This is a genomic window from Actinokineospora baliensis (assembly GCF_016907695.1).
GTDB lineage: Bacteria > Actinomycetota > Actinomycetes > Mycobacteriales > Pseudonocardiaceae > Actinokineospora > Actinokineospora baliensis.
The window spans coordinates 58,802-82,828 of the sequence record NZ_JAFBCK010000001.1 but is presented as its reverse complement, the minus strand read 5'-3'; the positions used below and the strand labels follow the sequence as shown (position 1 = coordinate 82,828).

Annotated in this window: 2 protein-coding genes; both read left to right on the top strand. The window is 72.0% G+C overall.

All coding sequences use genetic code 11. The features are described from left to right. Positions 1-201: 201 nt before the first annotated feature. Positions 202-14,835: a type I polyketide synthase gene (locus JOD54_RS33835; RefSeq protein ID WP_443601161.1), complete on the top strand. Its 14,634-nt coding sequence runs from the start codon at positions 202-204 to the stop codon at positions 14,833-14,835. 55 nt (positions 14,836-14,890) lie between these two features. Beyond that, positions 14,891-23,929: a type I polyketide synthase gene (locus JOD54_RS00205; protein ID WP_204448637.1), complete on the top strand. Its 9,039-nt coding sequence runs from the start codon at positions 14,891-14,893 to the stop codon at positions 23,927-23,929. Positions 23,930-24,027: the final 98 nt, after the last annotated feature.

Below are 24,027 nucleotides of genomic sequence, written 5' to 3'. Positions count from 1 at the left end.
TTAGAGAAATGCGCTGCGATTGGGGTGCACATTCCCCGCGTCGGGTTCCCAGCGCCGAGCCCCTAGCCCCTGGTCGCCTAGGGGTGCTAGGGGGTTGTCCGGCCGGGACGGTGCTTCCTAGGGTCTGTCTCGTGTTCTGGCCCCGGAATGCCCACCGGATTTCGGGACTTCGTCAGTGCGGTGGGCTCGCGGGTTTTGGGTGTGCGCTCCCGTCGGCCCTGGAGAAGGTGGCATCGGGTGACTGACGAGAAGAAGTACCTGGAATACCTCAAGCGCCTCACCGCCGACCTGCGCCAGGCCCGCCGCCGCTTGCGGGTGGCCGAGGACCGGCCGCACGAGCCGATCGCGATCGTCGGCATGGCCTGCCGCTACCCCGGCGGGATCGCCTCGCCCGAGCACCTGTGGGAGCTGGTCGCTCAGGGTCGCGACGGGGTGTCCCCGTTCCCCACCGACCGCGGCTGGGACGTTGTGTTCGACGACGACCCCGACGCGCCGGGCACCAGCTACGCGCGCGAGGGCGGGTTCGTCCACACCGCCGCCGAGTTCGACGCCACCCTGTTCGGGATCTCCCCGCGTGAAGCGGTCGCGATGGACCCGCAGCAGCGCATCCTGCTGGAGACCGCCTGGGAGGCGGTGGAGCGGGCCGGGTTCGACCCGCTGTCGTTGCGCGGTAGTCGAACCGGCGTGTTCATCGGCTCGTCGTCTTCCGCTTACGGCGCTGGTCTTCGGGAGCTACCGCCGGGCGCTGAGGGGCACCTGCTCACCGGCAACGCCCCCAGCGTTGTGTCCGGTCGCGTCGCGTACACCCTGGGCTTGGAAGGGCCCGCGGTGACCGTGGACACCGCCTGTTCCAGCAGCCTTGTTGCGCTCCACCTCGCCGTCCAGGCACTACGGGCTGGCGAGTGCGACATGGCGCTGACCGGCGGCGTCACCGTGATGACCACGCCCGGGATCTTCACCGAGTTCAGCAGGCAAAAGGGACTCGCCGCTGACGGGCGGTGTAAGGCGTTCGCCGCCGCCGCTGACGGCACCGGGTGGGCCGAGGGCGCGGGTGTCTTGGTCGTAGAGCGTCTCGCTGACGCCAAGGCACGCGGTCACCGCGTTCTCGCCGTTGTGCGGGGAACCGCTGTCAACTCCGATGGCGCCTCGAACGGCCTTACCGCACCCAACGGGCCCTCCCAAGAGCGCGTCATCCGTGCCGCTCTCGCCAACGCCCGGCTCACTCCAGCTGATGTTGACGCGGTAGAGGCGCATGGCACCGGCACTACGCTTGGCGACCCCATAGAGGCGCAGGCCCTGCTGGCCACCTATGGGCAGGACCGCGAACGGCCGCTGCTGCTTGGCTCTATTAAGAGCAACCTCGGCCACTCCCAGGCGGCTGCTGGTGCTGCCGGGATCATCAAGGTCGTCCAAGCGCTGCAGCACGAACTGCTCCCTAAGACCCTGCACGTGGATGCCCCGACTCCGCACGTGGATTGGGCGGCTGGCGCGGTAGAGCTCTTGACCGAGCCCACCCCGTGGCCTCGTGACGCTGAGCGTCCGCGCCGCGCTGGGGTGTCGTCGTTCAGCGTTAGCGGCACCAACGCGCACATCGTCATAGAGGAAGCCGAACCGCACGAGAGCGCTGAGCCGGTAGAGCCGCCTTCCGTTGTGGCGTGGCCGGTAGCGGCCCGCACCGGTGACGCCCTGCGCGCCGCTGCTACCGCTCTTGCGACGGTGGAGGCCCAGCCAGCCGATGTGGCCTGGTCGCTCGCGACCGGGCGTGCCGCGCTGGAACACCGGGCCGTGGTGGTCGGTGGCACCGCAGAGGAGTTGCGGGCGGGCCTTGGAGCCGTCGAGCGCGGTGAGTCCGCCGTCAACGTTGTCTCTGGGGTTGCCCGGTCGGACGCGGCGCCGGTGTTCGTGTTCCCCGGGCAGGGCTCGCAGTGGGTGGGCATGGCCACCGGGCTGCTGGCGGCCTCGCCGGTGTTCGCCGCACGCATGGCCGAGTGCGCCCACGCCCTGTCCGAGCATGTGGACTGGTCACTGCTCGATGTCGTGCGCGGAGGCGACCTGGAGCGGGTCGACGTCGTGCAGCCCGTGTTGTGGGCGGTGATGGTGTCGCTGGCCGAGCTGTGGGGCTCGGTCGGGGTGACGCCCGCCGCCGTGATCGGGCACTCGCAGGGGGAGATCGCCGCGGCCGTAGTGGCCGGGGCGATCTCCCTCGAGACCGGGGCGCGCGTAGTGGCGCTGCGGAGCCGGGCCATCGCTGAGGTGCTGGGTGGCACCGGCGGCATGGTGTCGTTGGCACTGCCGCACGACGAGGGGGCGGCTCTGATCGAGCGGTGGCCGGGGCTGTCGGTCGCGGCGGTGAACGGCCCGGGGTCCACTGTGGTGTCCGGTGACGTCGCCGCGTTGGACGAGCTGTTGGCGGTGGCCGAGGAGTCGGGTGTGCGGGCGCGGCGGGTGCCGGTCGACTACGCCTCCCACTCCGCGCACGTGGAGCGGCTGCGCGATCGACTTGACCTGCCCGACCTCGCGCCCCGGTCGGCCCAGGTGCCGTTCTACTCGGCCGTCACCGGCGAGGTGATCGACACCGCTGAGCTCGACGCCGACTACTGGTACCGCAACCTGCGCGAAACCGTGCGGTTCGACCAGGCCACTTCGGCGGCGTTGGCCGCCGGGCACACCGTGTTCATCGAGGTCAGCGCCCACCCAGTGCTCACTGTCGGGCTCCAGGAGACGCTGGAACAGGCCGGTACCGGAACGGCGCTGGCGACGCTGCGGCGCGACGAAGGCGATCTGCGCAGGTGGCTGACCGCCGTCGCCGAGGCGCACGTCGCCGGGGTCCGGGTCGACTGGTCGGTGCTCGCGGCCGGTGGGACCTGGGTGGACCTGCCGACCTACCGGTTCCAGCGACAGCACTACTGGCTCGCCGCGCCCGTAGTGGCAGCGGAGTCGTGGCGGTACCGGGTCGGGTGGCGGCCTCTTACGCCCGGCAAGGGCGCTAGCGGCACTTGGGCGGTCGTAAGGACCGAGGGCGTTGACGGGCAGTGGTGCCTCGACGCGCTAGCTGCCAGAGGCGTGGAGTTGGTGGAGATCGTCCTTGCGGACGACGACCTCGACCGGTGGTCACTGGCCGAGCGGATGCGCGAGGTCGGCTACCCGGACGGGGTCGTGTCCCTGCTCGCCTTCGACGACCGCCCCCACATCGACGACGACGCGGTCATGGTTGGCGTCGGTGGGACTCTTACGCTGGTTCAGGCCCTTGGGGATGCTGGGGTCACTGCGCCGCTGTGGTGCGTCACTGGCGCCTTAGGGGACCCGGTACAGGCCCAGGTCTGGGGTCTTGGGCGAGTCGTTGCGCTAGAGGCGCCGTCGCAATGGGGCGGGCTGATCGAGCTGTCCTCGGGCGGTGACCCTGCCGCCCTAGTGGCCATGCTTGGCGGTGAAGAGGACCAGGTCGCGGTTCGCGCCAATGGCGTCTACGGGCGACGCCTTGAGCGGGCGCCTGAACCTCGACCCACTACGCCCTTGGCGCTCTCCGGCCCCGTGCTGGTCACCGGCGGCACAGGTGCGCTGGGCGCCGCCGTAGCGCGATGGCTGGTTGGTAGGGGTGTCTCGGTCGTCTTGGCCAGCCGCCGTGGGCTGGACGCACCGGGTGCTGCGGAGCTGTCCGCGGAGTTGGGCGCGCCGGTCGTTGCCTGCGACGTGGCCGACCGCGCCTCCGTCGAGGCTGTGCTGGCGGCTCACCCCGTAGTGGGCGTCGTGCACACCGCCGGAGTCGACCACTCCGTGCCCCTGGACGAGACCGATGTCGCCGAGTTCGCCGACGGTCTACGCGCGAAGGTTCTCGGCGCCGCGCACCTGAACGAACTGCTGGCTGACGCCGAGCTCTTCGTGTTGTTCTCCTCTATCGCCGGCGTGTGGGGCAGCGGAAACCAGGCCTCTTACGCGGCTGCCAATGCCCACCTCGACGCACTTGCCGAGTCGCGGCGAGCCCGCGGGCTGCAGGCAACCTCTATCGCGTGGGGGGCGTGGGCAGACGCCGGTATGGCGACCCGAGGTGGTGCGGGCGAGTTCCTCAGGCGCCGGGGGATCAACCCGATGTCGCCCCAGAGGTGCCTGGCCGGTCTGGCCGCCGCGATCGACGCCGGAGAGACCGCCGTGACGATCGCCGACATCGACTGGACCCGCTTCGTCCCCACCTTCACGACCTCGCGCCCCAGCCCGCTGCTCGCCTCGTTCGCCCCGGACGTCGTGGTGGCCTCCGACGTCCCCGAGGTCCCTGCCCTGGTAGGCGCCCTCGCCGACCGCACCTCCGCTGAGCGGCGGCGCCTCGTGCTCGACGCCGTCCGCCGCGAGACCGCCGTCGTCCTCGGCTACACCGACCCCGTCGACCCCGACCGCCCGTTCAAGGACCTGGGCGTCGACTCGGTCACCGCCGTGGAGGTCCGCAACCGGGTCGGCGCGGCCACCGGCGTCCGGCTCCCCGCCACCGTCGTCTTCGACTACCCGAACCCGGTGGCCCTGGCCGACCACCTCCTCGGACTGCTCCTCCCGGACGACACCGACTCGGCTGACCTCCCGGTCGTCGCCGCGGGTGTCAGCTCGGGCGGCGTCGCGATCGTTGGGATGAGCTGCCGGTTCCCGGGCGGGGTCAGCAGCCCGGAAGCGCTGTGGCAGCTGGTCCGGGATGGGATCGACGGCGTCTCGGTGTTCCCCACCGACCGAGGCTGGGACCTGGGCCGCGCCGACGGGGCCTATGCGCCCGAAGGTGGCTTCATCTACGACGCCACCACGTTCGACGCCGACCTCTTCGGCATCTCCCCGCGTGAAGCGGCATCGATGGACCCGCAGCAGCGAGTGCTCCTCGAAGCCGCGTGGGAAGTTCTGGAACGCGCCAACGTCGACCCGTATTCGCTGCGCGGCACCGACACGGGTGTCTTCGTCGGCGCCTCGGCCTCCGGGTACGGGGTCGGGATGAACACCGCCAGCGGTTCGGAAGGCCACTACCTGACAGGCACGTCCAGCAGCGTCATGTCCGGTCGGCTCGCGTACACCTTCGGCCTCGAAGGGCCTGCCGTCACCGTCGACACGGCCTGCTCCTCCAGTTTGGTCGCGCTGCACCTGGCGATGCGCGCGCTGGCGGCGGGCGAATGCGGGATGGCGCTCGTCGCGGGTGTGGCGGTGATGACCAGCTCGGACATCTTCTCCGAGTTCAGCCGCCAGAACGGGCTCGCCGGTGACGGCCGGTGCAAGTCGTTCGCCGGAGCCGCCGACGGCACGGGCTGGGGCGAGGGCGTCGGAGCGCTGCTGGTCATGCCGCTGGACGAGGCGATCCGGCAGGGGCGCTCCGTGCTCGCCGTGGTGCGCGGGTCGGCGGTCAACTCCGATGGCGCGTCGAACGGCCTGACCGCGCCGAACGGCCCGTCGCAGCAGCGGGTGATCCGCGCCGCACTGACTGATGCTCGACTTCGGACGTCTGATGTGGACGTTGTCGAGGGTCACGGAACGGGCACCCGGCTCGGCGATCCCATTGAGGCGCAAGCCTTGCTGGCCACCTACGGCCAGGACCGCGAGACGCCGCTGTGGCTGGGGTCACTGAAGTCGAACATCGGGCACACGCAGGCCGCGTCCGGCATGGCCGGGATCATGAAGATGGTCATGGCGATGCGCCACGGCCACCTCCCCAAGACCCTGCACGTCGACGAACCCACCCCGCACGTCGACTGGACCACCGGCTCGGTCGCGCTGCTGACCGACGCTCGCCCCTGGCCGGACCTGGACCGCCCCCGCCGCGCGGGCATCTCCGCGTTCGGCGTCAGCGGGACCAACGCGCACGTGATCATCGAGCAGGCCCCGGCCACTCCCGACCGGCCGACGCTCCCGGCCGCCGTGGTGCCGTGGGTGTTCTCCGGCAAGACGGAACCGGCGCTCGACGCGCAACTGGGCGCCATGCCCGAGGCACCCACTGCCGACATCGCGCACACGCTCGCGGTCGGCCGGGCTTCTCTCGCCCACCGGGCGGTGGTCCTCAATCGGGAGACCATCGCGCGGGGCGTCGCCGAGCCGCGCAGGCTGGGATACTTGTTCACCGGTCAGGGCTCGCAGCGCGCGGGCATGGGGGAGCAGCTGCGCGAGACGTTCCCCGTCTTCGCCGAGACCTACGACGCGATCGTCGCCAGAGTCCCCTTCGGTGACGACCTCGACCAGACCGGCAACGCCCAGCCCGCCCTGTTCGCGCTGCAGGTCGCGCTGTTCCGACTGTTGGAGTCCTGGGGCTTGGCGCCGGACCTGCTCATCGGCCACTCCATCGGCGAGCTCGCGGCCGCTCACGTCGCCGGGGTCCTGTCCCTCGACGACGCCTGCACCTTGGTCTCCGCCCGCGCCCGGCTCATGCAGGCCATCGACAACGACGGCGCCATGCTCGCCGTCGAGGCCCCTGAAGGCGAAGTCGAGCTGCCCGAGGGCGTCGACCTGGCGGCGGTGAACGCGGACCGGTCGATCGTGGTGTCCGGGGACCGCGTGCAGGTCGAGCAGCTCAGGGCCCGGCTCGCAGAACAAGGACTGCGGGTCAAGCAGTTGCGGGTCTCGCATGCCTTCCACTCGCACCACATGGACGCGATGCTCGACGCGTTTGCCGAGGTCGCCCGGGGTGTGACCTTCCACGAGCCGGTGATCCGGATCGTGCCGACCGCCGGTGGTCGCCTCGACTCCCCGGACTACTGGGTCCGCCAGGTCCGCGACACCGTCCGCTTCGCCGAGGCGGCCGCGGGTCAGGACGCCGACTTCCTCGAACTCGGCCCCGACGGCGTCCTCAGCGCGCTCGTCGAAGGCACCGCGTTCCCGTTGTTGCGCAACGGGAAGCCCGAGGCCGACACCGCGGTTCACGCGATCGCCGGGGTCTGGGTCCGCGGCGCCAAGGTCACCTGGGCGGAGGTCATCGGCGGCGGCAACCCCGTCGACCTGCCCACCTACCCGTTCCAGCGGCAGCGGTTCTGGCTGGACACCTTCCCCGCGCCCGCCGCGGTCACCGGGGACGAGCACGCCTTCTGGGCGGCCGTTGACCAGGGCGACGCCGATGCCCTCGCAGCGAGCCTCAACCTCGACCAGAGCACCCTCGACGCCGTGCTCCCCGCCCTCACCAGCTGGCGCAGGACCCGCACCGACCGGTCTACAGTGGACTCGTGGCGGTACCGCGCCACCTGGAACCCGATCCCCGACGTCGACCAAGCCCCGCTCGGCACCTGGCTCGCCGTCGCTTGCCCGCAGGATGTCCGCGATGCTCTGCGCGCGCACGGCGCGGAGGTCGTGGAGCTCGACCTCACCGGCACCGAGACCGACCGCTGGAACCTCGCCCAACACCTCCTCGGCACCTACGACGGCGTCATCACCACGGCCATCCCCGGCCACCACCCGGAGTACCCGGACCTGCCCACCGCCGTCGCGCTGCCCGTCCTCCTCGTCCAAGCCCTCGGCGACGCGGGCAGCACAGCGCCCCTGTGGTGTCTCACCCGCGGTGCCCAAGCCGTCAGCCGCAGCGACCGCCCAGCTGACCCCGACCAGGCCGCGCTCTGGGGCATGGGTCGAGTGGCCGCACTGGAGTTCCCGGCCCGTTGGGGCGGCCTGATCGACCTGCCCGAGCGCCTCGACTCCCGTGGTGCGCAACGCCTCGCTGTCTCGCTCACCGGCACCGAGGACCAGGTCGCCATCCGGGCCGCAGGCCGCTACGCCCGCCGTCTCACCCGCGCCACTCCCGCCCCCGCCAAGCCGGGTTGGCGCGCGACGGGAACCGTTCTTGTCACCGGTGGTACCGGAGCTCTTGCCGCTCGGGCCGCTGGACTCGTGCTGGACCGGGGCGCCGAGCACCTCCTCCTGCTCAGCCGCAGTGGGTCTGACGCACCCCGGGCTCAGGAGTTGTTGGCCCGTCACGGGAACCGGATCACCTTCGTCGCCGCCGATGTCGCCGATCGGGATGCCCTCGCGGAAGCCGTCGCGGGCCATGACATCACCGCGGTCTTCCACACCGCGGGCATGGTCGAGGCTGTGCCGCTGGCCGAGACCGGGTTGAGTGAGTTCGCGGATGTCCTGCGGGCCAAGGTCACCGGCGCCAGGAACCTGCACGAGCTCCTGCCCAACGCCCACCTGGTGCTGTTCTCCTCGATCGCCGCCACCTGGGGTAGTGGCAACCAAGCCGCCTACTCCGCCGCGAACGCTTTCCTCGACGGGCTCGCCGAGCACCGCCGAGCGCGCGACCTGCCCGTCACGTCTGTCGCATGGGGACCATGGGCGGGCGATGGCATGCTGGTCAGCGCCGATGCCGAGGACTACCTGTTGCGGCGCGGCCTCGCCGCGATGGACCCGGAGTTGGCCACGGCCGCCCTGGCCAAGGCGCTGGACAACGGTGACACGACGGTCACTGTGGCCGATGTGGACTGGGCGCGCTTCACCGCCGCCTTCACCACCTCCCGGCCGAGTCCGCTGCTCACCGACTTCACCGAGCCGGTGGCCGTTCCCGAGCGGGTCGCGGTCGACCCCGGTGACCTGCTCACGCTCGTCCGGGCCAGCGCGGCCGCCGTCCTCGGGCACAGCGACCCGGAGGCGATCGAGCCCGGTCGCCCGTTCAACGACCTCGGGTTCGACTCGCTGACCGCCGTCGAACTGCGGGACCGCCTGGTCAACGCCACCGGCCTGGCGCTGCCCGCGACGCTGGTCTTCGACTACCCGACCGCACGTGCGCTCGCCGACCACCTCGCGGGTGACCTGCGCACCACCCCCGAAGAGACGCCCACCAGCACCGACCCCAACGAGCCGATCGCGATCATCGGTATGGCGTGCCGCTACCCCGGTGGCGTCCGGTCGCCCGAGGACCTCTGGGAGTTGGTGCGCACCGGCGGCGACGGGATGGGGGCCTTCCCGACCGACCGCGGGTGGTGGCTCGACGGCCTGTACGACCCGGACCCGGACAACCCGGCGTCCTCGCACGCCCACGAAGGCGGCTTCCTCTACGACGTGGCCGACTTCGACGCTGGTCTGTTCGGGGTGTCACCACGCGAAGCCGTCGCCATGGACCCGCAGCAGCGTCTCCTGCTGGAGACCGCCTGGGAGGCGTTCGAGCGCGCGGGGATCAACCCGATGTCGCTCAAGGGCTCCAGTACAGGTGTTTTCGCGGGTACCAACAGCCACGACTACATCTCGCTGCTCGCGGACGCACCCGAAGGCAGTGAGGGATACCTCGCTACCGGTAGTTCCGCCAGCGTGGTGTCCGGTCGCGTCGCCTACACGTTCGGGCTCGAAGGACCGGCAGTCACTGTGGACACTGCTTGTTCTTCTTCGTTGGTGGCGCTGCACATGGCGGTCCGGGCGTTGCGCGGTGGTGAGTGCACGATGGCGGTTGCCGGTGGCGTTGTGGTCATGTCCACCCCTGGCGTGTTCACCGAGTTCTCCCGCCAGAACGGTGTCGCACCCAACGGCCGCTGCAAGTCGTATGCCGACGCCGCCGACGGAACCGGCTGGGGTGAGGGTGTGGGCGTCCTTGTTGTCGAGCGGCTCTCGGACGCCCGCCGCAACGGACACCGGGTGCTGGCCGTCGTGCGCGGGACAGCGGTCAACTCCGACGGCGCGTCCAACGGCCTGACCGCACCGAACGGGCCGTCGCAGCAGCGGGTCATCCGCGCTGCCCTCGCTGACGCCAGCCTCACGACATCCGATGTGGACGTTGTGGAGGGGCACGGAACGGGAACCCGACTCGGTGACCCGATCGAGGCGCAGGCACTGCTGGCCACCTACGGCCAGGACCGCGAGACGCCGCTGTGGCTGGGTTCGGTGAAGTCCAACATCGGCCACACCCAGGCGGCCTCCGGTGTCGCCGGTGTGATCAAGGTCGTCCAAGCGATGCGGCACGGTGTTCTCCCGAGGACCCTGCACGTCGACGCGCCCACCAGCCAGGTCGACTGGACGGCCGGTGCCGTCCGGCTACTCACCGAGTCGCAGCCCTGGCCCGCTGACCGCCCACGCCGTGCGGGCGTGTCGTCGTTCGGCGTCAGCGGCACGAACGCCCACATCGTCATCGAATCCGCGGACGACGCCGAGTCGGTCGCGCCAGTAGGCCGCCCGGCCGTGCCATGGGTCTTGTCCGCCGACACCGCAGAAGCAGTTCGCGAGCACGCTCGGCAGCTGTCCACTGTGGATGTCTCGTCGGTTGACGCCGCCTGGACGCTCGCCACCACGAGGGCCGCGCTGTCGCACCGCGCCGTGGCATTCGGCCCCGAGGGTCTCGCCGCACTCGCGGACGGTCGTGCGCAGATCGGCACCGGAACCCTCGCGGGGCCGGTGTTCGTCTTCCCTGGGCAGGGCTCCCAGTGGGTCGGCATGGCCGTCGACCTGCTCGACGAGCCGGTGTTCCGGGACCGGATCGAGGAGTGCGAACGCGCTCTCGCCCCGCACGTGCGGTGGTCGTTGCTCGACGTCCTGCGCGGCGGTGACCTGGAGCGGGTCGAGGTCGTGCAGCCGGTGCTGTGGGCCGTGATGGTCTCCCTCGCGGCGTTGTGGGCCTCGGTGGGCGTGCGGCCAAGCGCGGTGCTCGGCCACTCCCAGGGTGAGATCGCCGCCGCCGTGGTCGCGGGCGGTCTGACCTTGGAGGATGGGGCTCGGGTCGTTGCCCTGCGCGCCAACGCGATCGCTGAACTCCTGCGACCCGAGACCACTCCGACCAGCGACATTCACCGCGAATGGGCGGACCGCTGCGGGCTCATCGACGTCGAAGGCGGCATGGTCTCCCTGGCCGTCTCGCACGCCGAGGCGCAGACCCTGATCGCCGCTTGGCCCGCGCTGTCCATCGCCGCGGTCAACGGGCCACAGTCCACAGTGGTCTCGGGTGACGTTCCCGCCTTGGACGAGTTGCTGGCTGTCTGCGCTGACTGCGACATCCGCGCCAGGCGGATCTCCGTCGACTACGCCTCCCACTCCGCGCACGTCGAACGGGTCCGCGAACGGCTGTTGGCCGACCTCGCCCCGATCGCCCCGGTCACCGGCACTATCCCGTTCCACTCCGCCGTCACCGCGGGCGTGCTCGACACCGCCTCACTCGATGCCGAGTACTGGTACGACAACCTGCGCGAAACGGTGCTGTTCGAGCAGGCCACCGCGAACCTGGTCGACGCGGGCCGCACCGTGTTCCTCGAGGTCAGCGCCCACCCCGTGCTGACCGTCGGCATCCAGGAAACCCTCGACGCCAAGGACACCGCGGGCACCGTCTTGGCGACGCTGCGCCGCGACGAGCCCGGTCGTTGGTACACCGCGCTCGGCGAGGCCCACGTCGCCGGGATCGAGGTCGACTGGGCCGAGGTCATGCGCGGCTGGGGCGGCCGGGTCGTCGACCTGCCCACCTACCCGTTCCAGCGGCAGCGGTTCTGGCCCAAGCCCGTGACCAGCACCGATGTCACCGCCGCTGGCCTCGCCGACGCGAACCACCCGTTCCTGGGCGCTGCCGTCACGCTCGCTGACGACGACGGGACACTGTGGACGGGTCGCCTGTCGCTGGCCACCCACCCTTGGCTGGTCGACCACACCGTGGCCGGTTCCGTGCTGCTGCCCGGCACCGCGTTCGTCGACCTCGCCCTGCACGCGGGCAGCCACGTCGAAGACCTGACCCTGCGCACCCCGCTCACCATCCCCGAGCGCGGCGCCGTCCAACTCCAGGTCCGCGTCAACGGCGACAGCCTGACCGTCCACTCACGACCGGAAACCGGCGGCGACTGGACCACCCACGCCACCGGAACCCTCAGCGACGCCACCACGGAACCTGCGCCACTGACGTGGCCACCCGCTGGCGAACCGTTGGACACCGAAGGCTTCTACACCGCCTTGGCGGAAGCGGGCTATGCCTACGGCCCGACCTTCCAGGGCCTCACCGCTGCCTGGAAGTCCGGCGATGACGTCTACGCCGAGGTCGAACTCGCCGACACCAGCGGCTTCGGCATCCACCCGGCCCTGCTCGACTCGGCACTGCACGCGGCGACACTCGGTGGTCTCCTCGGCGGCGGCACCCTGTTGCCCTTCGCGTGGACCGGGGTCACCCTGCACGCGACCGGTGCGACCGCTCTGCGTGTGCGGATCAGCCCGATCGGCGCCGACAGCATCGCCGTCACCGCCACAGACCCGCACGGCACCCCCGTCATCACCATCGATTCCCTGGTGCTGCGCCCGCTGACCGCCGTCGTCGACACCGAATCCCTCTACCGCGTCGACTGGATTCCTGTCACCGCAAGCGAATCGGCCGATTTCGCCGAGTACGCGCACGAACTCGCCGACCCGGTCCCGGCGCACGTCATCTGGTCACCGACGGCCGCCACGCCGGAGCAAGCCGCCCTCGAGGCCCTGATCACCGCACAAGACTGGGCGCTCGACCCCCGCGTGGCGGACTCCCGCCTGGTCGCGCTCACCCGGCACGCGACCGCGACCGCCCCCGGCGAGCACGTCGACGACCTCGCGGGTGCTGCGGTGCACGGCCTGTTCCGCTCGGCCGCCAGCGAGAACCCCGGTCGCTTCGCCACAGTCGACCTCGACGAACACCCCGACTCCCGCGCCGCGCTCCCGGCCGCGCTGGCCACCGGCGAACCGCAGGTCGCGATCCGCCGCGGCCAGGTGCTTGCCGCGCGCCTCGCCCGCGTCACCGCCCCGGCGCTCGATCCCCGACCGGGCACCAGGCTCGACGTCGTCGGGGACCGCACCATCGACAACCTCGCGTTCGTGCCGGACCCGCCACGCGAACTCGGTCCGAACGAGGTCCGGGTCGCCATGCGGGCAATGGGCGTCAACTTCCGCGACGTCGCGATCACCCTCGGCCTGGTACCCGACCAGCAGGGCATGGGAACCGAGGGCGCTGGCGTCGTGCTCGAGGTCGGCGCCGACGTGCTCGACCTGGAGCCGGGCGACCGCGTGTTCGGTGTCTTCACCACCTGCTTCGGGACCGAGGCCACCACCGACCGCCGCGCGCTCGCGCGGATGCGTCCACAGTGGAGCTTCGCGGCGGCCGCCTCGGTCCCCACCCCGTTCCTCACCGCCTACTACGGCCTGGTCGACCTGGGCGGCATGGCCAAGGGCGACACCGTGCTCGTGCACGCCGCCTCCGGTGGGGTCGGGATGGCGGCGGTCCAGCTGGTCCGGCACTTCGGCGCTGAGCCGTTCGGCACGGCCAGCCCGGCGAAGTGGCCCGCGACCGGTCTCGACGACGAGCACCTCGCCTCGTCGCGGTCCCTCGACTTCGAACCGCGGCTGCGCGCCGCCACCGACGGCCGCGGCTTCGACGTGGTGCTCAACTCCCTGGCGGGCGAGTACGTCGACGCGTCGCTGCGGCTGCTCGCGCCGGAGGGCCGCTTCATCGAGATGGGCAAGACCGACATCCGCGTCGACGTGCCCAACTACCGCGCGTTCGACCTGGTCGAAGCCGGTCCGGACCGACTGGGCGAGATCCTCGCCGAGGTGCTCGCGCTGTTCGACCGGGGCGCGCTGGACCTGCTCCCGGTGACCGCGTGGGACCTGCGCCAAGCCCCCGCCGCGTTCCGGCACATCGCGGGAGCCCGGCACGTCGGCAAGAACGTCTTCACGCTGCCCACCCCGCTCGACCCCGACGGCACGGTTCTGATCACCGGCGGCAGCGGCGTCCTCGCCGGGTTCCTGGCCCAGCACCTGGTCGACGAGCACGGCGTGCGGGACGTGCTCCTGGTCAGCCGCAGCGGCAACGCCCCGGCGGACATACCGGAGCAGGCCCGTGCGGTCGCCTGCGACGTCACCGATCGCGCCGCTGTCGAGGCGTTGCTGGACGGCGTCACCCTCACCGGTGTCGTCCACGCCGCCGGTGTCCTCGACGACGGCGTGCTCGGCTCGCTCACCCCGGACCGCCTCGCCGCCGTCCTGCGCCCCAAGGTCACCGCCGCATTGCTGCTCGACGAGCTCACCGCCCACCACGACCTGGCGTTCTTCGTCCTGTACTCCTCCGCGTCAGCCACTCTCGGCACCGCGGGCCAGGCGAACTACGCCGCAGCGAACGCCGTCCTCGACGCCCTGGCACAACGCCGCCGGGCCCGTGGGCTCCCCGCCCAGTCGCTGGCGTGGGGCCTGTGGGAGCAGGCCAGCACGATGACCGGGCACCTCGGGGGCACGCACCAGGCCCGCGCGGGCGGCACGATCTCCGCCGAGCGCGGCATGGCCCTGTTCGACACCGCGTTGGCCTTGCCCGACGCGCACTTGGTGCCGATGCCGCTCGACCTCAAGGCCGTTGTGGACGTCCCGCCGCTGCTGCGCGGCCTCGTCCGGCCGACCACCCCGACCAGGGCCAAGGCGAGTGCCGCGACCCCGCTCGACCTCGGCGACCGACTCGCCAGGCTCCCAGAACCCGAGCAGCGCCGGACCCTGGTCGACCTGGTCCGCGACAACGCCGCCGCCGTCCTCGGCCACAGCGACGCCACCGCCGTCGGGGGGCAGCGAGCGTTCAAGGAACTCGGTTTCGACTCCCTCACCGGCGTCGAGCTGCGCAACCGGCTCACCGGGGCCACCGACCTGCGGCTGCCCGCGACGCTGGTGTTCGACCACCCGACCCCGGCCGAGCTCGCCGACCGGCTCTGGACCGAGCTGTTCGGCGGTGTCGACCCGGGGGCCGCCGCGCTGGCCGACCTCGACCGGCTCAGCGCGACCGTCCAGGCGCTGCCGGTCGGTGCCCTCGCGGGCAGCGCGCTGGCCGAGCGGCTGCGGGCGCTGCTGGACACCGTCACCGGGGGCGCGGCGGGCCGACTGGACTCGGCGTCGGCCGACGACGTCTTCGACTTCATCGACAAGGAACTCGGCGTGTCGTGACCACGGCCTGAACCCAGCAGCCCCGACCGGAACGGATGTGGTGGAGGACCCCGACATGGCTGACGACGAGAAGCTCCTGCGGTACCTCAAGCGGGTCACCGCCGACCTCGCGGACACCCGCGAGCGGCTGGCGGCGCTGCGGGAACCCGTCGCGGTCGTTGGCATGGGGTGCCGCTACCCGGGCGGCGTGCGCACACCGGAGGACCTGTGGGACCTCGTCCGCGACGGCCGTGACGCGGTCACCGGGTTCCCCGACGGCCGCGGGATCGACGCCGACCCGGTCGCCGTGCGCGGCGGTTTCCTCGACGACGCCGACCGGTTCGACGCGGCGCTGTTCGGCATCAGCCCCCGCGAGGCGCTGACCATGGACCCGCAGCAGCGGGTGTTGCTGGAGGTCGCCTGGGAGGCGTTGGAGCGCGCTGGTATCGACCCGTTGTCGCTGCGCGGGAGCCGGACCGGTGTGTTCGCGGGCGCGGGCGCGTCGAACTACGGGATCGGCCTTGAGTTGCCGGAGGGCGCTGAAGGGCACTTGCTGACCGGCAGTGCCGCCAGCGTCGTGTCCGGTCGGGTCGCCTACGCGCTGGGGCTTGAGGGTCCTGCGGTCACTGTGGACACCGCGTGCTCGTCTTCGTTGGTGGCGCTGCACTTGGCGGTCAAGGCGCTGCAGGCCGACGAGTGCTCGGTGGCGCTGGCCGCGGGGGTCACCGTGATGGCCGGGCTGGGGCTCTACAGCGAGTTCGGCGCTCAGGGCGGGCTGGCGGGGGATGGGCGCTGCAAGGCGTTCTCCGCCGACGCCGACGGCACCGGGTGGGGCGAAGGCGCTGGAGTCCTGGTGCTGACCCGGCTTTCGGAGGCCCGTCGGCGCGGGTACGAGGTGTTGGCCGTGGTCAGCGGGACCGCGGTGAACGCCGACGGGGCGTCCAACGGGCTGACCGCGCCGAACGGGCCGTCGCAACAGCGGGTGATCCGGGCCGCGCTGACCGCCGCGGGTCTCACGCCGTCCGATGTGGACGCTGTGGAGGCGCACGGGACCGGGACCGTGCTCGGCGACCCGATCGAGGCGCAGGCGTTGGCGGCGGCGTACGGCCGTGACCGCGCCGAGCCGCTGTGGCTGGGGTCGATCAAGTCCAACATCGGGCACACCCAGGCCGCCGCCGGTGTCGCCGGGGTGATCAAGTCGGTGCTGGCGCTTCGGCACGGCGAACTACCGATGACCCTGCACGCCGAGGAACCCTCCCCGCACATCGACTGGACCGGGCTGCGGCTGCTGACCGCGTCGCGGTCATGGCCCCAGGTCGACCGGCCGCGCCGGATCGGCGTGTCCTCGTTCGGCATGAGCGGCACCAACGCGCACGCCATCTTGTCCAGTGTGGATTCGGAACCCGCGGCGGCGGGATCCGCCCCCGCGCTGGTGCCCTGCCTGGTATCGGCGCACACGCCAGAGGTCTTGCGGGAACAGGCGCACCGGCTGCTCGGGTCGCTCGACGGGTCCGTGCTCGACGTCGGGCACACCCTCGCCACCGCCCGCGCCGCGCTCGAGCACCGCGCGGTCGTGCTGGCCGCCGACCGCGACGGCCTCGTCGACGGGTTGCGGGCCATAGCCGCCGGTCGACCAGCGGGAACCGTGGTCGCGGGTACCGCGGACGATGGGCGTACCGCGTTCCTGTTCACCGGGCAGGGCGCTCAGCGCGCGGGGATGGGCGAACGGCTCGCCGCCGCGTTCAGCGTGTTCGCCGACGCGCACGCCGAGGTGCTTTCCCGGTTCGGTGAGCTGGGTGACCTGGACCGGACCGAGCACGCCCAGCCCGCGATCTTCGCCTTCGAGGTCGCCCTGTTCCGGCTGCTGCAGTCCTGGGGGATCCGGCCCGACTACCTGGTCGGCCACTCCATCGGTGAGATCGCCGCCGCCCACGTCGCCGGGATCCTGTCCCTGGACGACGCCTGCACCCTGGTCTCCGCCCGGGCCCGGCTCATGGGCGCGCTGCCCGAGGGCGGGGCCATGCTCGCCATCGAGGCCGCCGAGTCCGAGATCGAACTCCCCGAGGGGGTCGACCTCGCGGCGGTGAACTCGGATCGTTCGATTGTGGTATCCGGGGATTGTGGGATTGTTCAACAGTTCAAAAGTAGGATTGTCGAACAAGGTCGCCGGGTGAAGGACCTGGCGGTGTCGCACGCGTTCCACTCGCGGCTGATGGACCCGATGCTGCCCGAGTTCAGGGCCGCGCTGGCCGGGGTCACCTTCACCCGGGCTGCCCTGCCCGTCGTGTCCTCCGTGTCCGGTGAGCTGCTGGTCGACGCCCCCGCCGAGTACTGGGTCCAGCAGGTGCGCCAGCCGGTCCGCTTCGCCACCGCGGTTGACCAGTTGCGCGCCGCCGGGGTCACCAAGTTCGTCGAGGTCGGCCCGGACGGCGCGCTCTCGGCCATGGTCGACGGGGCCGTGGCGCTGTCGCGGCGGGACCGCGACGAGGTCGACGCACTGCTCACCGGGATCTCCCGCGCCCACGTCGCCGGTGTCCCCGTCGACTGGCGGGCCGTGTTCGAGCCGTGGGGCGGTCGGGTCGTGCCGCTGCCCACCTACGCCTTCCGCCGCGACCGCTACTGGCTCGCCGCCGCGACAACCGACGCCGACACCTCGGACAACGACTTCTGGTCCACCGTCGACCGCGCCGACCCCACCGCGCTCGCCGCGGCCCTGCGCACCGACGAGGATGCCGTCCGCGCCGTCCTGCCCGCCCTGCTCGACTGGCGCCGAGGCGTTCGGGACCGCGCCGAGGTCGACACCTGGTCGTACCGGGCCACCTGGACCCCGCTCACCGGCTTGGCGCCGCGCGCGCCCGGCACTTGGCTCGTGGTCGTCCCCAGCGCGAAGGCCGACGACAAGTCGGTGATCAGCACGGTCCGCGCGCTGCGCGGGCACGGCGTCGACGTGGTCGAGTTGCCGTTGGCGCGCACGGAGGTGGACCGCTGGTCGGTGGCCGCGCGGTTGCGGGACATCGCGGGCATGGGCTTCACCGCCGTGCTTTCGCTGCTCGCCGACGACAGCGCCCCGCACACCGAGTACCCGCCGATGAGCGCGGGGCAGGTGGCGAACCTGATCCTGGTGCAAGCCCTCGGTGACGCGGCGATCGACGCTCCCTTGTGGATGGTCACCCGGGGCGCGGTGTCGGTCGGTCGTGCGGACCGGCTCACCGCTCCTGGGCAGGCGCAGCTGTGGGGGATGGGTCGCGTCGCGGCACTCGAGTTGGGTGCTCGCTGGGGCGGCGTGGTCGACATGCCCAACCCCGACGACCGCGCCGTGGCCGCGCTGCTCGCGGTGGTCTCCAGTGGTGAGGACCAGGTCGCGATCCGGTCGACCGGGGTGTTCGGGCGGCGCTTGGTCCGGGCGACACCGCCCGTCGGCACCCCGTGGTCGCCGCGCGGAACGGTCCTGGTCACCGGTGGCACCGGTGCTTTGGGCACGCACGTCGCCCAGTGGCTCACCGAGCGCGGTGCCGAGAAGGTCATCCTCGCCAGCCGCGGCAGCACTGAGTTTCCGCTGGACGTCGCCGACCGCGAACAGGTGGCAGCGTTCGTCGCCGGGCACGAGATCGGAACCGTCGTTCACGCGGCCGGGGTCAGCGACCTCGTTCCGCTGAACGAGACCGGGCTCGCCGAGTTCGCCGATGTCTTGCGGGCCAAGGTCGAGGGTGCCGCGCTGCTCGACGAACTGTTGCCCAAGGCCGAATTCGTCTACTTCTCTTCCGTCGCGGCGACCTGGGGTGGTGGCGGTCAGGGCGCCTACGCCGCCGCGAACGCCTACCTCGATGCACTGGCGGAATCCAGGCGTGCCAGGGGGTTGCCCGCCGTGTCGGTCGCGTGGGGGCCGTGGGAGGGCGCTGGTATGGCCGCGCAGAGCCACGACCAACTCCTGCGCCGAGGCCTGCGCCCGATGTCCCCGGTGAAAGCCCTCACCGCGCTCGGCAGGACACTCGACAGCCGCACCGACCTCACCGTCGCCGACGTCGACTGGACCACCTTCGCGCCCGCGTTCACCAGCACCCGCCCCAGCCGACTGCTCGCCGACCTCCCCGAGGCCGCCGACACCACCCCGGTCGACGCCGGTGACCTGCGCGCCCAGTGGCGGACCCGGCTCGCCGACCTGCCGGAGGGCGACCGCACCGGCGTCCTGCTCGACCTGGTCCGCGCCGAGGTCGCCGCGGTCCTGGGGTACCGGGGCCCGGAAGACATCGGCGCGCAGTTGCCGTTCAAGGACTTGGGTGTCGACTCACTGACCGCGGTCGAGGTCCGCGACCGGCTCGCCACCGCGACCGGTCTCGCACTCACCGCGGGCCTGGTGTTCGACTACCCCAAACCCGCGTCCCTGGCCGAATACCTGGCCGCTGAGTTGACCGGCACCACCCGCGAGGTCGAGACCACCGCGCGGATCGCCACCGACGAGCCGATCGCGATCATCGGCATGGCCTGCCGGTTCCCCGGCGGCATCGCGTCGCCGGAAGACCTGTGGCGGCTTCTGCTGGCGGGCGACGAGGCGATCTCCGCGTTCCCCACCGACCGGGGGTGGGACCTGGCGGAGCTGTTCGCCGAGGACGCGGACGGCGGCACGTCCTACGTCCAGGCGGGTGGGTTCCTGCACGAGGCCGCCGACTTCGACCCCGCGTTCTTCGGGATCTCCCCGCGCGAAGCCATCGCGATGGACCCGCAGCAGCGGCTGTTGCTCGAGACCGCCTGGGAGGCGGTGGAACGAGCCGGTATCGACCCGCACGACTTGCGGGGCAGCCGGACCGGCGTGTTCGCGGGCAGCAACGGCCAGGACTACAGCTACCTGTTGCTCAGCGCGGAAGAGGACGTCGAGGGGCACCTGCTCGCGGGCGCGACCGCCAGCATCCTGTCCGGCCGGGTCGCCTACACCCTCGGGTTCGAAGGGCCCGCGCTGACGGTCGACACGGCGTGCTCGTCGTCGCTGGTGGCGCTGCACCTGGCCGCGCGGTCGCTGCGGTCGGGCGAGTGCGACCTGGCGCTGGCCGGTGGCGTGTCGGTGATGTCCACGCCGGGCCCGTTCGTCGAGTTCAGCCGGTTGAGCGGGCTCGCCCAGGACGGTCGGTGCAAGGCGTTCGCCGACGCCGCCGACGGGACCGGCTGGGGTGAGGGCGCGGCGTTGCTGCTGGTCGAGCGGCTCTCGGACGCCCAGCGCAACGGGCACCAGGTCTTGGCCGTGGTGCGGGGCAGCGCGGTCAACTCCGATGGCGCGTCCAACGGCTTGACCGCGCCGAACGGGCCGTCGCAGCAGCGGGTCATCCGGGAAGCCGTCGCCGCGGCCGGCCTCTCACTATCCGATGTGGACGCGGTCGAGGCGCACGGGACCGGTACGACGCTCGGCGACCCGATCGAGGCCCAAGCGTTGCTGGCCACCTACGGGCGCGACCGCGAGCGCCCGCTGCTGCTGGGCGCGGTGAAGTCCAACCTCGGACACACCCAGGCCGCCTCCGGTGCCGCAGGCGTGATCAAGATGGTCATGGCGCTGCGGCACGGGATCCTGCCCAAGACACTGCACATCGACGCCCCCACCACCCAGGTCGACTGGACGGCTGGAGCCGTTGACCTGCTCACCGACACCACGCCGTGGCCTGCCACCGGGCGGCCGCGCCGGGCCGGGGTGTCGTCCTTCGGCGCCAGCGGAACGAACGCGCACCTCGTGGTCGAGGAGGCAGTGCATGTCCCGGGTGATCCCGCCGAGCAGACCACCTCAGCGGCCGGACGGCCCTTGCCCTTCGTCGTGTCGGCTCGCTCGGAGCAGGCCCTGCGCGCGCAAGCCGAGGCTCTGCGGGCGAACCTGACCGACGCGCTACCCGACGTCGCGCACACCCTGAGCAGGCGCAGCACCTTCGAGCACCGGGCCGTGGTGGTCGCCGACTCCACCGACTCGCTGCGCGAAGGTTTGTCGGCGCTCGTGGACGCGACACCGCACCCGGCGGTCACGGCGGGCAAAGCGGGAACGGCCAAGGTCGCGTTCGTCTTCCCCGGTCAGGGTTCGCAGTGGGCCGGGATGGCACTGGACCTGCTGACCGAACCGGTGTTCGCCGACCGGTTCGCCGAGTGCGCTCACGCTTTGGCCCCGCACATTGACTTCGTGCCGACCGAAGCGCTCGCCGACGAAGACGCGTTGGCCCGCGTTGACGTGGTGCAGCCGCTGCTGTGGGCGGTCATGGTGTCGCTCGCCGCGTTGTGGCAGGCCCACGGGGTCGCGCCTGCGGCAGTGGTGGGGCACAGCCAGGGCGAGATCGCGGCGGCCGCCGTGGCCGGTGCGCTGAGCCTGGCCGATGCGGCCGCTGTCGTCGCGCTGCGCAGCCAGGCCATCACCGAACTGGCCGGGTTGGGCGGCATGGTGTCGATCCCGCTGTCCGAGGGCTCCGTCTGCGAGCGGATCGAGGGGTGGGGCGAGCGGATCTCGGTAGCGGCCGTGAACGGTCCTGAAGCGACGGTCGTGTCGGGTGAGCCGGGCGCGCTCGACGAGCTGCTGGTCGCGTTGACCGGGGACAACGTCCGGGCTCGCCGCGTACCCGTCGACTACGCCTCCCACTCGGCGCAGGTCGACCGCCTGCGTGCGCGGATCCTCGGGGCACTTGCGGAGATCACGCCGCGCCGGTGCGCGATCCCGTTCTATTCAGCCGTGACCGGCGATGTCGTGGACACCACCAAGCTGGACGCCGAGTACTGGTTCACGAACCTGCGCGAGACGGTTCGCTTCGAAGCCGCGACCACGGCTCTCTTGCGCGACGGCCACACCCTGCTGATCGAGTCCAGTCCGCACCCGGTGCTCACGGCCGCCATCCAAGACGCGACCGCCATCGGGACGCTCCGCCGCGACGACGGCGGTCGTGCGCGATGGCTGACCGCGCTCGCGGAGGCCCACACCCGCGGAGCAGCGGTCGACTGGCGGCTCGACGGCCGGTTCGTCGACCTGCCCACCTATGCCTTCCAGCGCCAGCGGTTCTGGCCGAAGGCGCGACCCGAGGCGCCCGCTGTGGTCAGCAACCCGGGTGAGGCCCGGTTCTGGGCCGCGGTGGACCGGCAGGACAGCGCCGTGGTCTCGTCGGCGCTGCGGGTTCCGGAGACTGCGGTGGAGCCATTGCTTCCCGCGTTGGCGAGCTGGCACCGACAGGTGAGCGAAGAGTCCGCTGTGGACGCTTGGCGGTACCGGATCCGTTGGTCGGCGGTCGATGAGGTGCGCGACCCGGTGCTGACCGGTCGGTGGCTGGTCGTGGTCACCCAGGCCGTGGCGGACTCACCGGTCGTGAAGGCGATGGCGGGCGCCGAGGTCCTGGTGGTCGACCCGACCGAGGAGTCGTTCGTCGCCCAGCTGCTCGGTCGCGAGGTTGACGGGGTGCTGTCGCTGCTGGCCCTCGACGAGACCCCGCACCCAGTGCACACCGCCTTGCCGGTCGGGTTGACGGCGACGTTGTCGTTGCTGCACGCGGTGGTCGAGACCGACATCGCTCCACTGTGGTGTGTGACGCAGGGCGCGGTCGGGACGACGGGCGAGGTGCCCGCTCGGCCGGTGCAGGCCCAGGTGTGGGGGCTCGGGCGGGTCGCGGGCTTGGAGCACCCCCGGCAGTGGGGCGGTCTTGTCGATGTGCCTGTGGGCTTCGACGACCGGGCGGCGTCAAGGCTGGTCGGGGTCCTGAGCCGGGCGGATGACGAGGACCAGCTGGCGATCCGGGCTTCGGGGACGTTCGCCCGGCGCTTGGTGCGCGCGGCGACGGGTTCGGCCGCGCCGATGCGGTCGTGGCGGCCGGGCGGGACCGTGCTGGTCACCGGTGGTACCGGGGCGATCGGTGGGCACGTGTCGCGGTGGTTGGCGGCCAACGGCGCCGAGCACCTGGTGTTGACCAGCCGCCGCGGCCCAGCCGCGCCGGGTGCGCGTGAACTGGTCGCTGAACTGTCGGCGTCGGGTGCACGGGTCGACGTCGTCTCCTGCGACCTGGCGGACCGCGCGGACGTGGCGCGCATGCTGTCTGAACTGGACAGTCCGGTCACGGCGGTCATGCACACGGCGGGCATGGGGACGTTGGCGCCGCTGGAGTACACCAGCGTCGACGACCTGGCGTACCTGATCACCGCGAAGGTGGCGGGAGCGCGCCACCTCGACGAGCTCATCGACCCCGCACAGCTCGACGCGGTGGTCTACTTCTCCTCGATCGCGGGCGTGTGGGGGGTGGGCAGGCACGGCGGGTACGCCGCGGGCAACGCCTACCTCGACGCGCTCGCCGAGCACCGGCGCAGCGAGGGCGTGCCGGTGCTGTCGGTGGCGTGGGGGCCGTGGGACGGCGGCGGCATGGTCGCGCTGACCGCCGTCGAACCCATGCTGCGCCGGGGGGTGCCGCTGATCACCCCCGGCCCGGCCATGGTCGCCCTGCGCCAGGCGCTCGACCACGGCGACACCTTCGTCGCCGCCGCCGAGGTCGACTGGGCGCGGTTCGTGCCCGCGTTCACCTCCCTGCGGCCGAGTCCCCTGCTGGCCGAACTCCCCGAAGCCGCCCAACCCGTCGCCACCGCGGTCGTGCCGGCCGAGGCCGCGGCCGACTTCCGGTCCCGAATGGCCGGACTGTCCGAAGTGGAGCGCTCGCGCGCCCTGCTCGACCTGGTGCGCGCCCACGCCGCCGTGGTCCTCGGCCACACCGGGGCGGACGCGATCGAACCGGACAGGGCCTTCCGCGAGGTCGGCTTCGACTCCCTCACCGCCGTCGAACTGCGCAACCGCCTGGCCGCCGACACCGGCCTGGCGCTGCCCGCCACCCTCGTCTTCGACCAACCCAACCCGACCGTGCTCGCCACCCACCTGCGCACCCTGGTCCTGCCGGACACCCCCGAGGACGACCTCCCCTCCATGGCCGAACTCGACCGCCTGGAACTGGCCCTGACCACCCGCCCCGACGACGACATCGCCCGGGTCCGGGTCGTCATGCGCCTGGAATCCCTGCTGGCCGCCCAACGCGCCACCGCGGCCAGCACCGCGGGCGACCTGCTGGACCGGCTCGGTTCGGCCACCAACGACGAACTGTTCGACCTGGTCGAGAAGGACTTGGGGTTGACATGACCGACAGCAGCGCCCGCGCCCCGCACGGGCTCGGGGCGGGTAGTCCACAACCCCGCACTCCACAACCTCGCAGTCCGCGGCCCTGCAGTCCACAACCC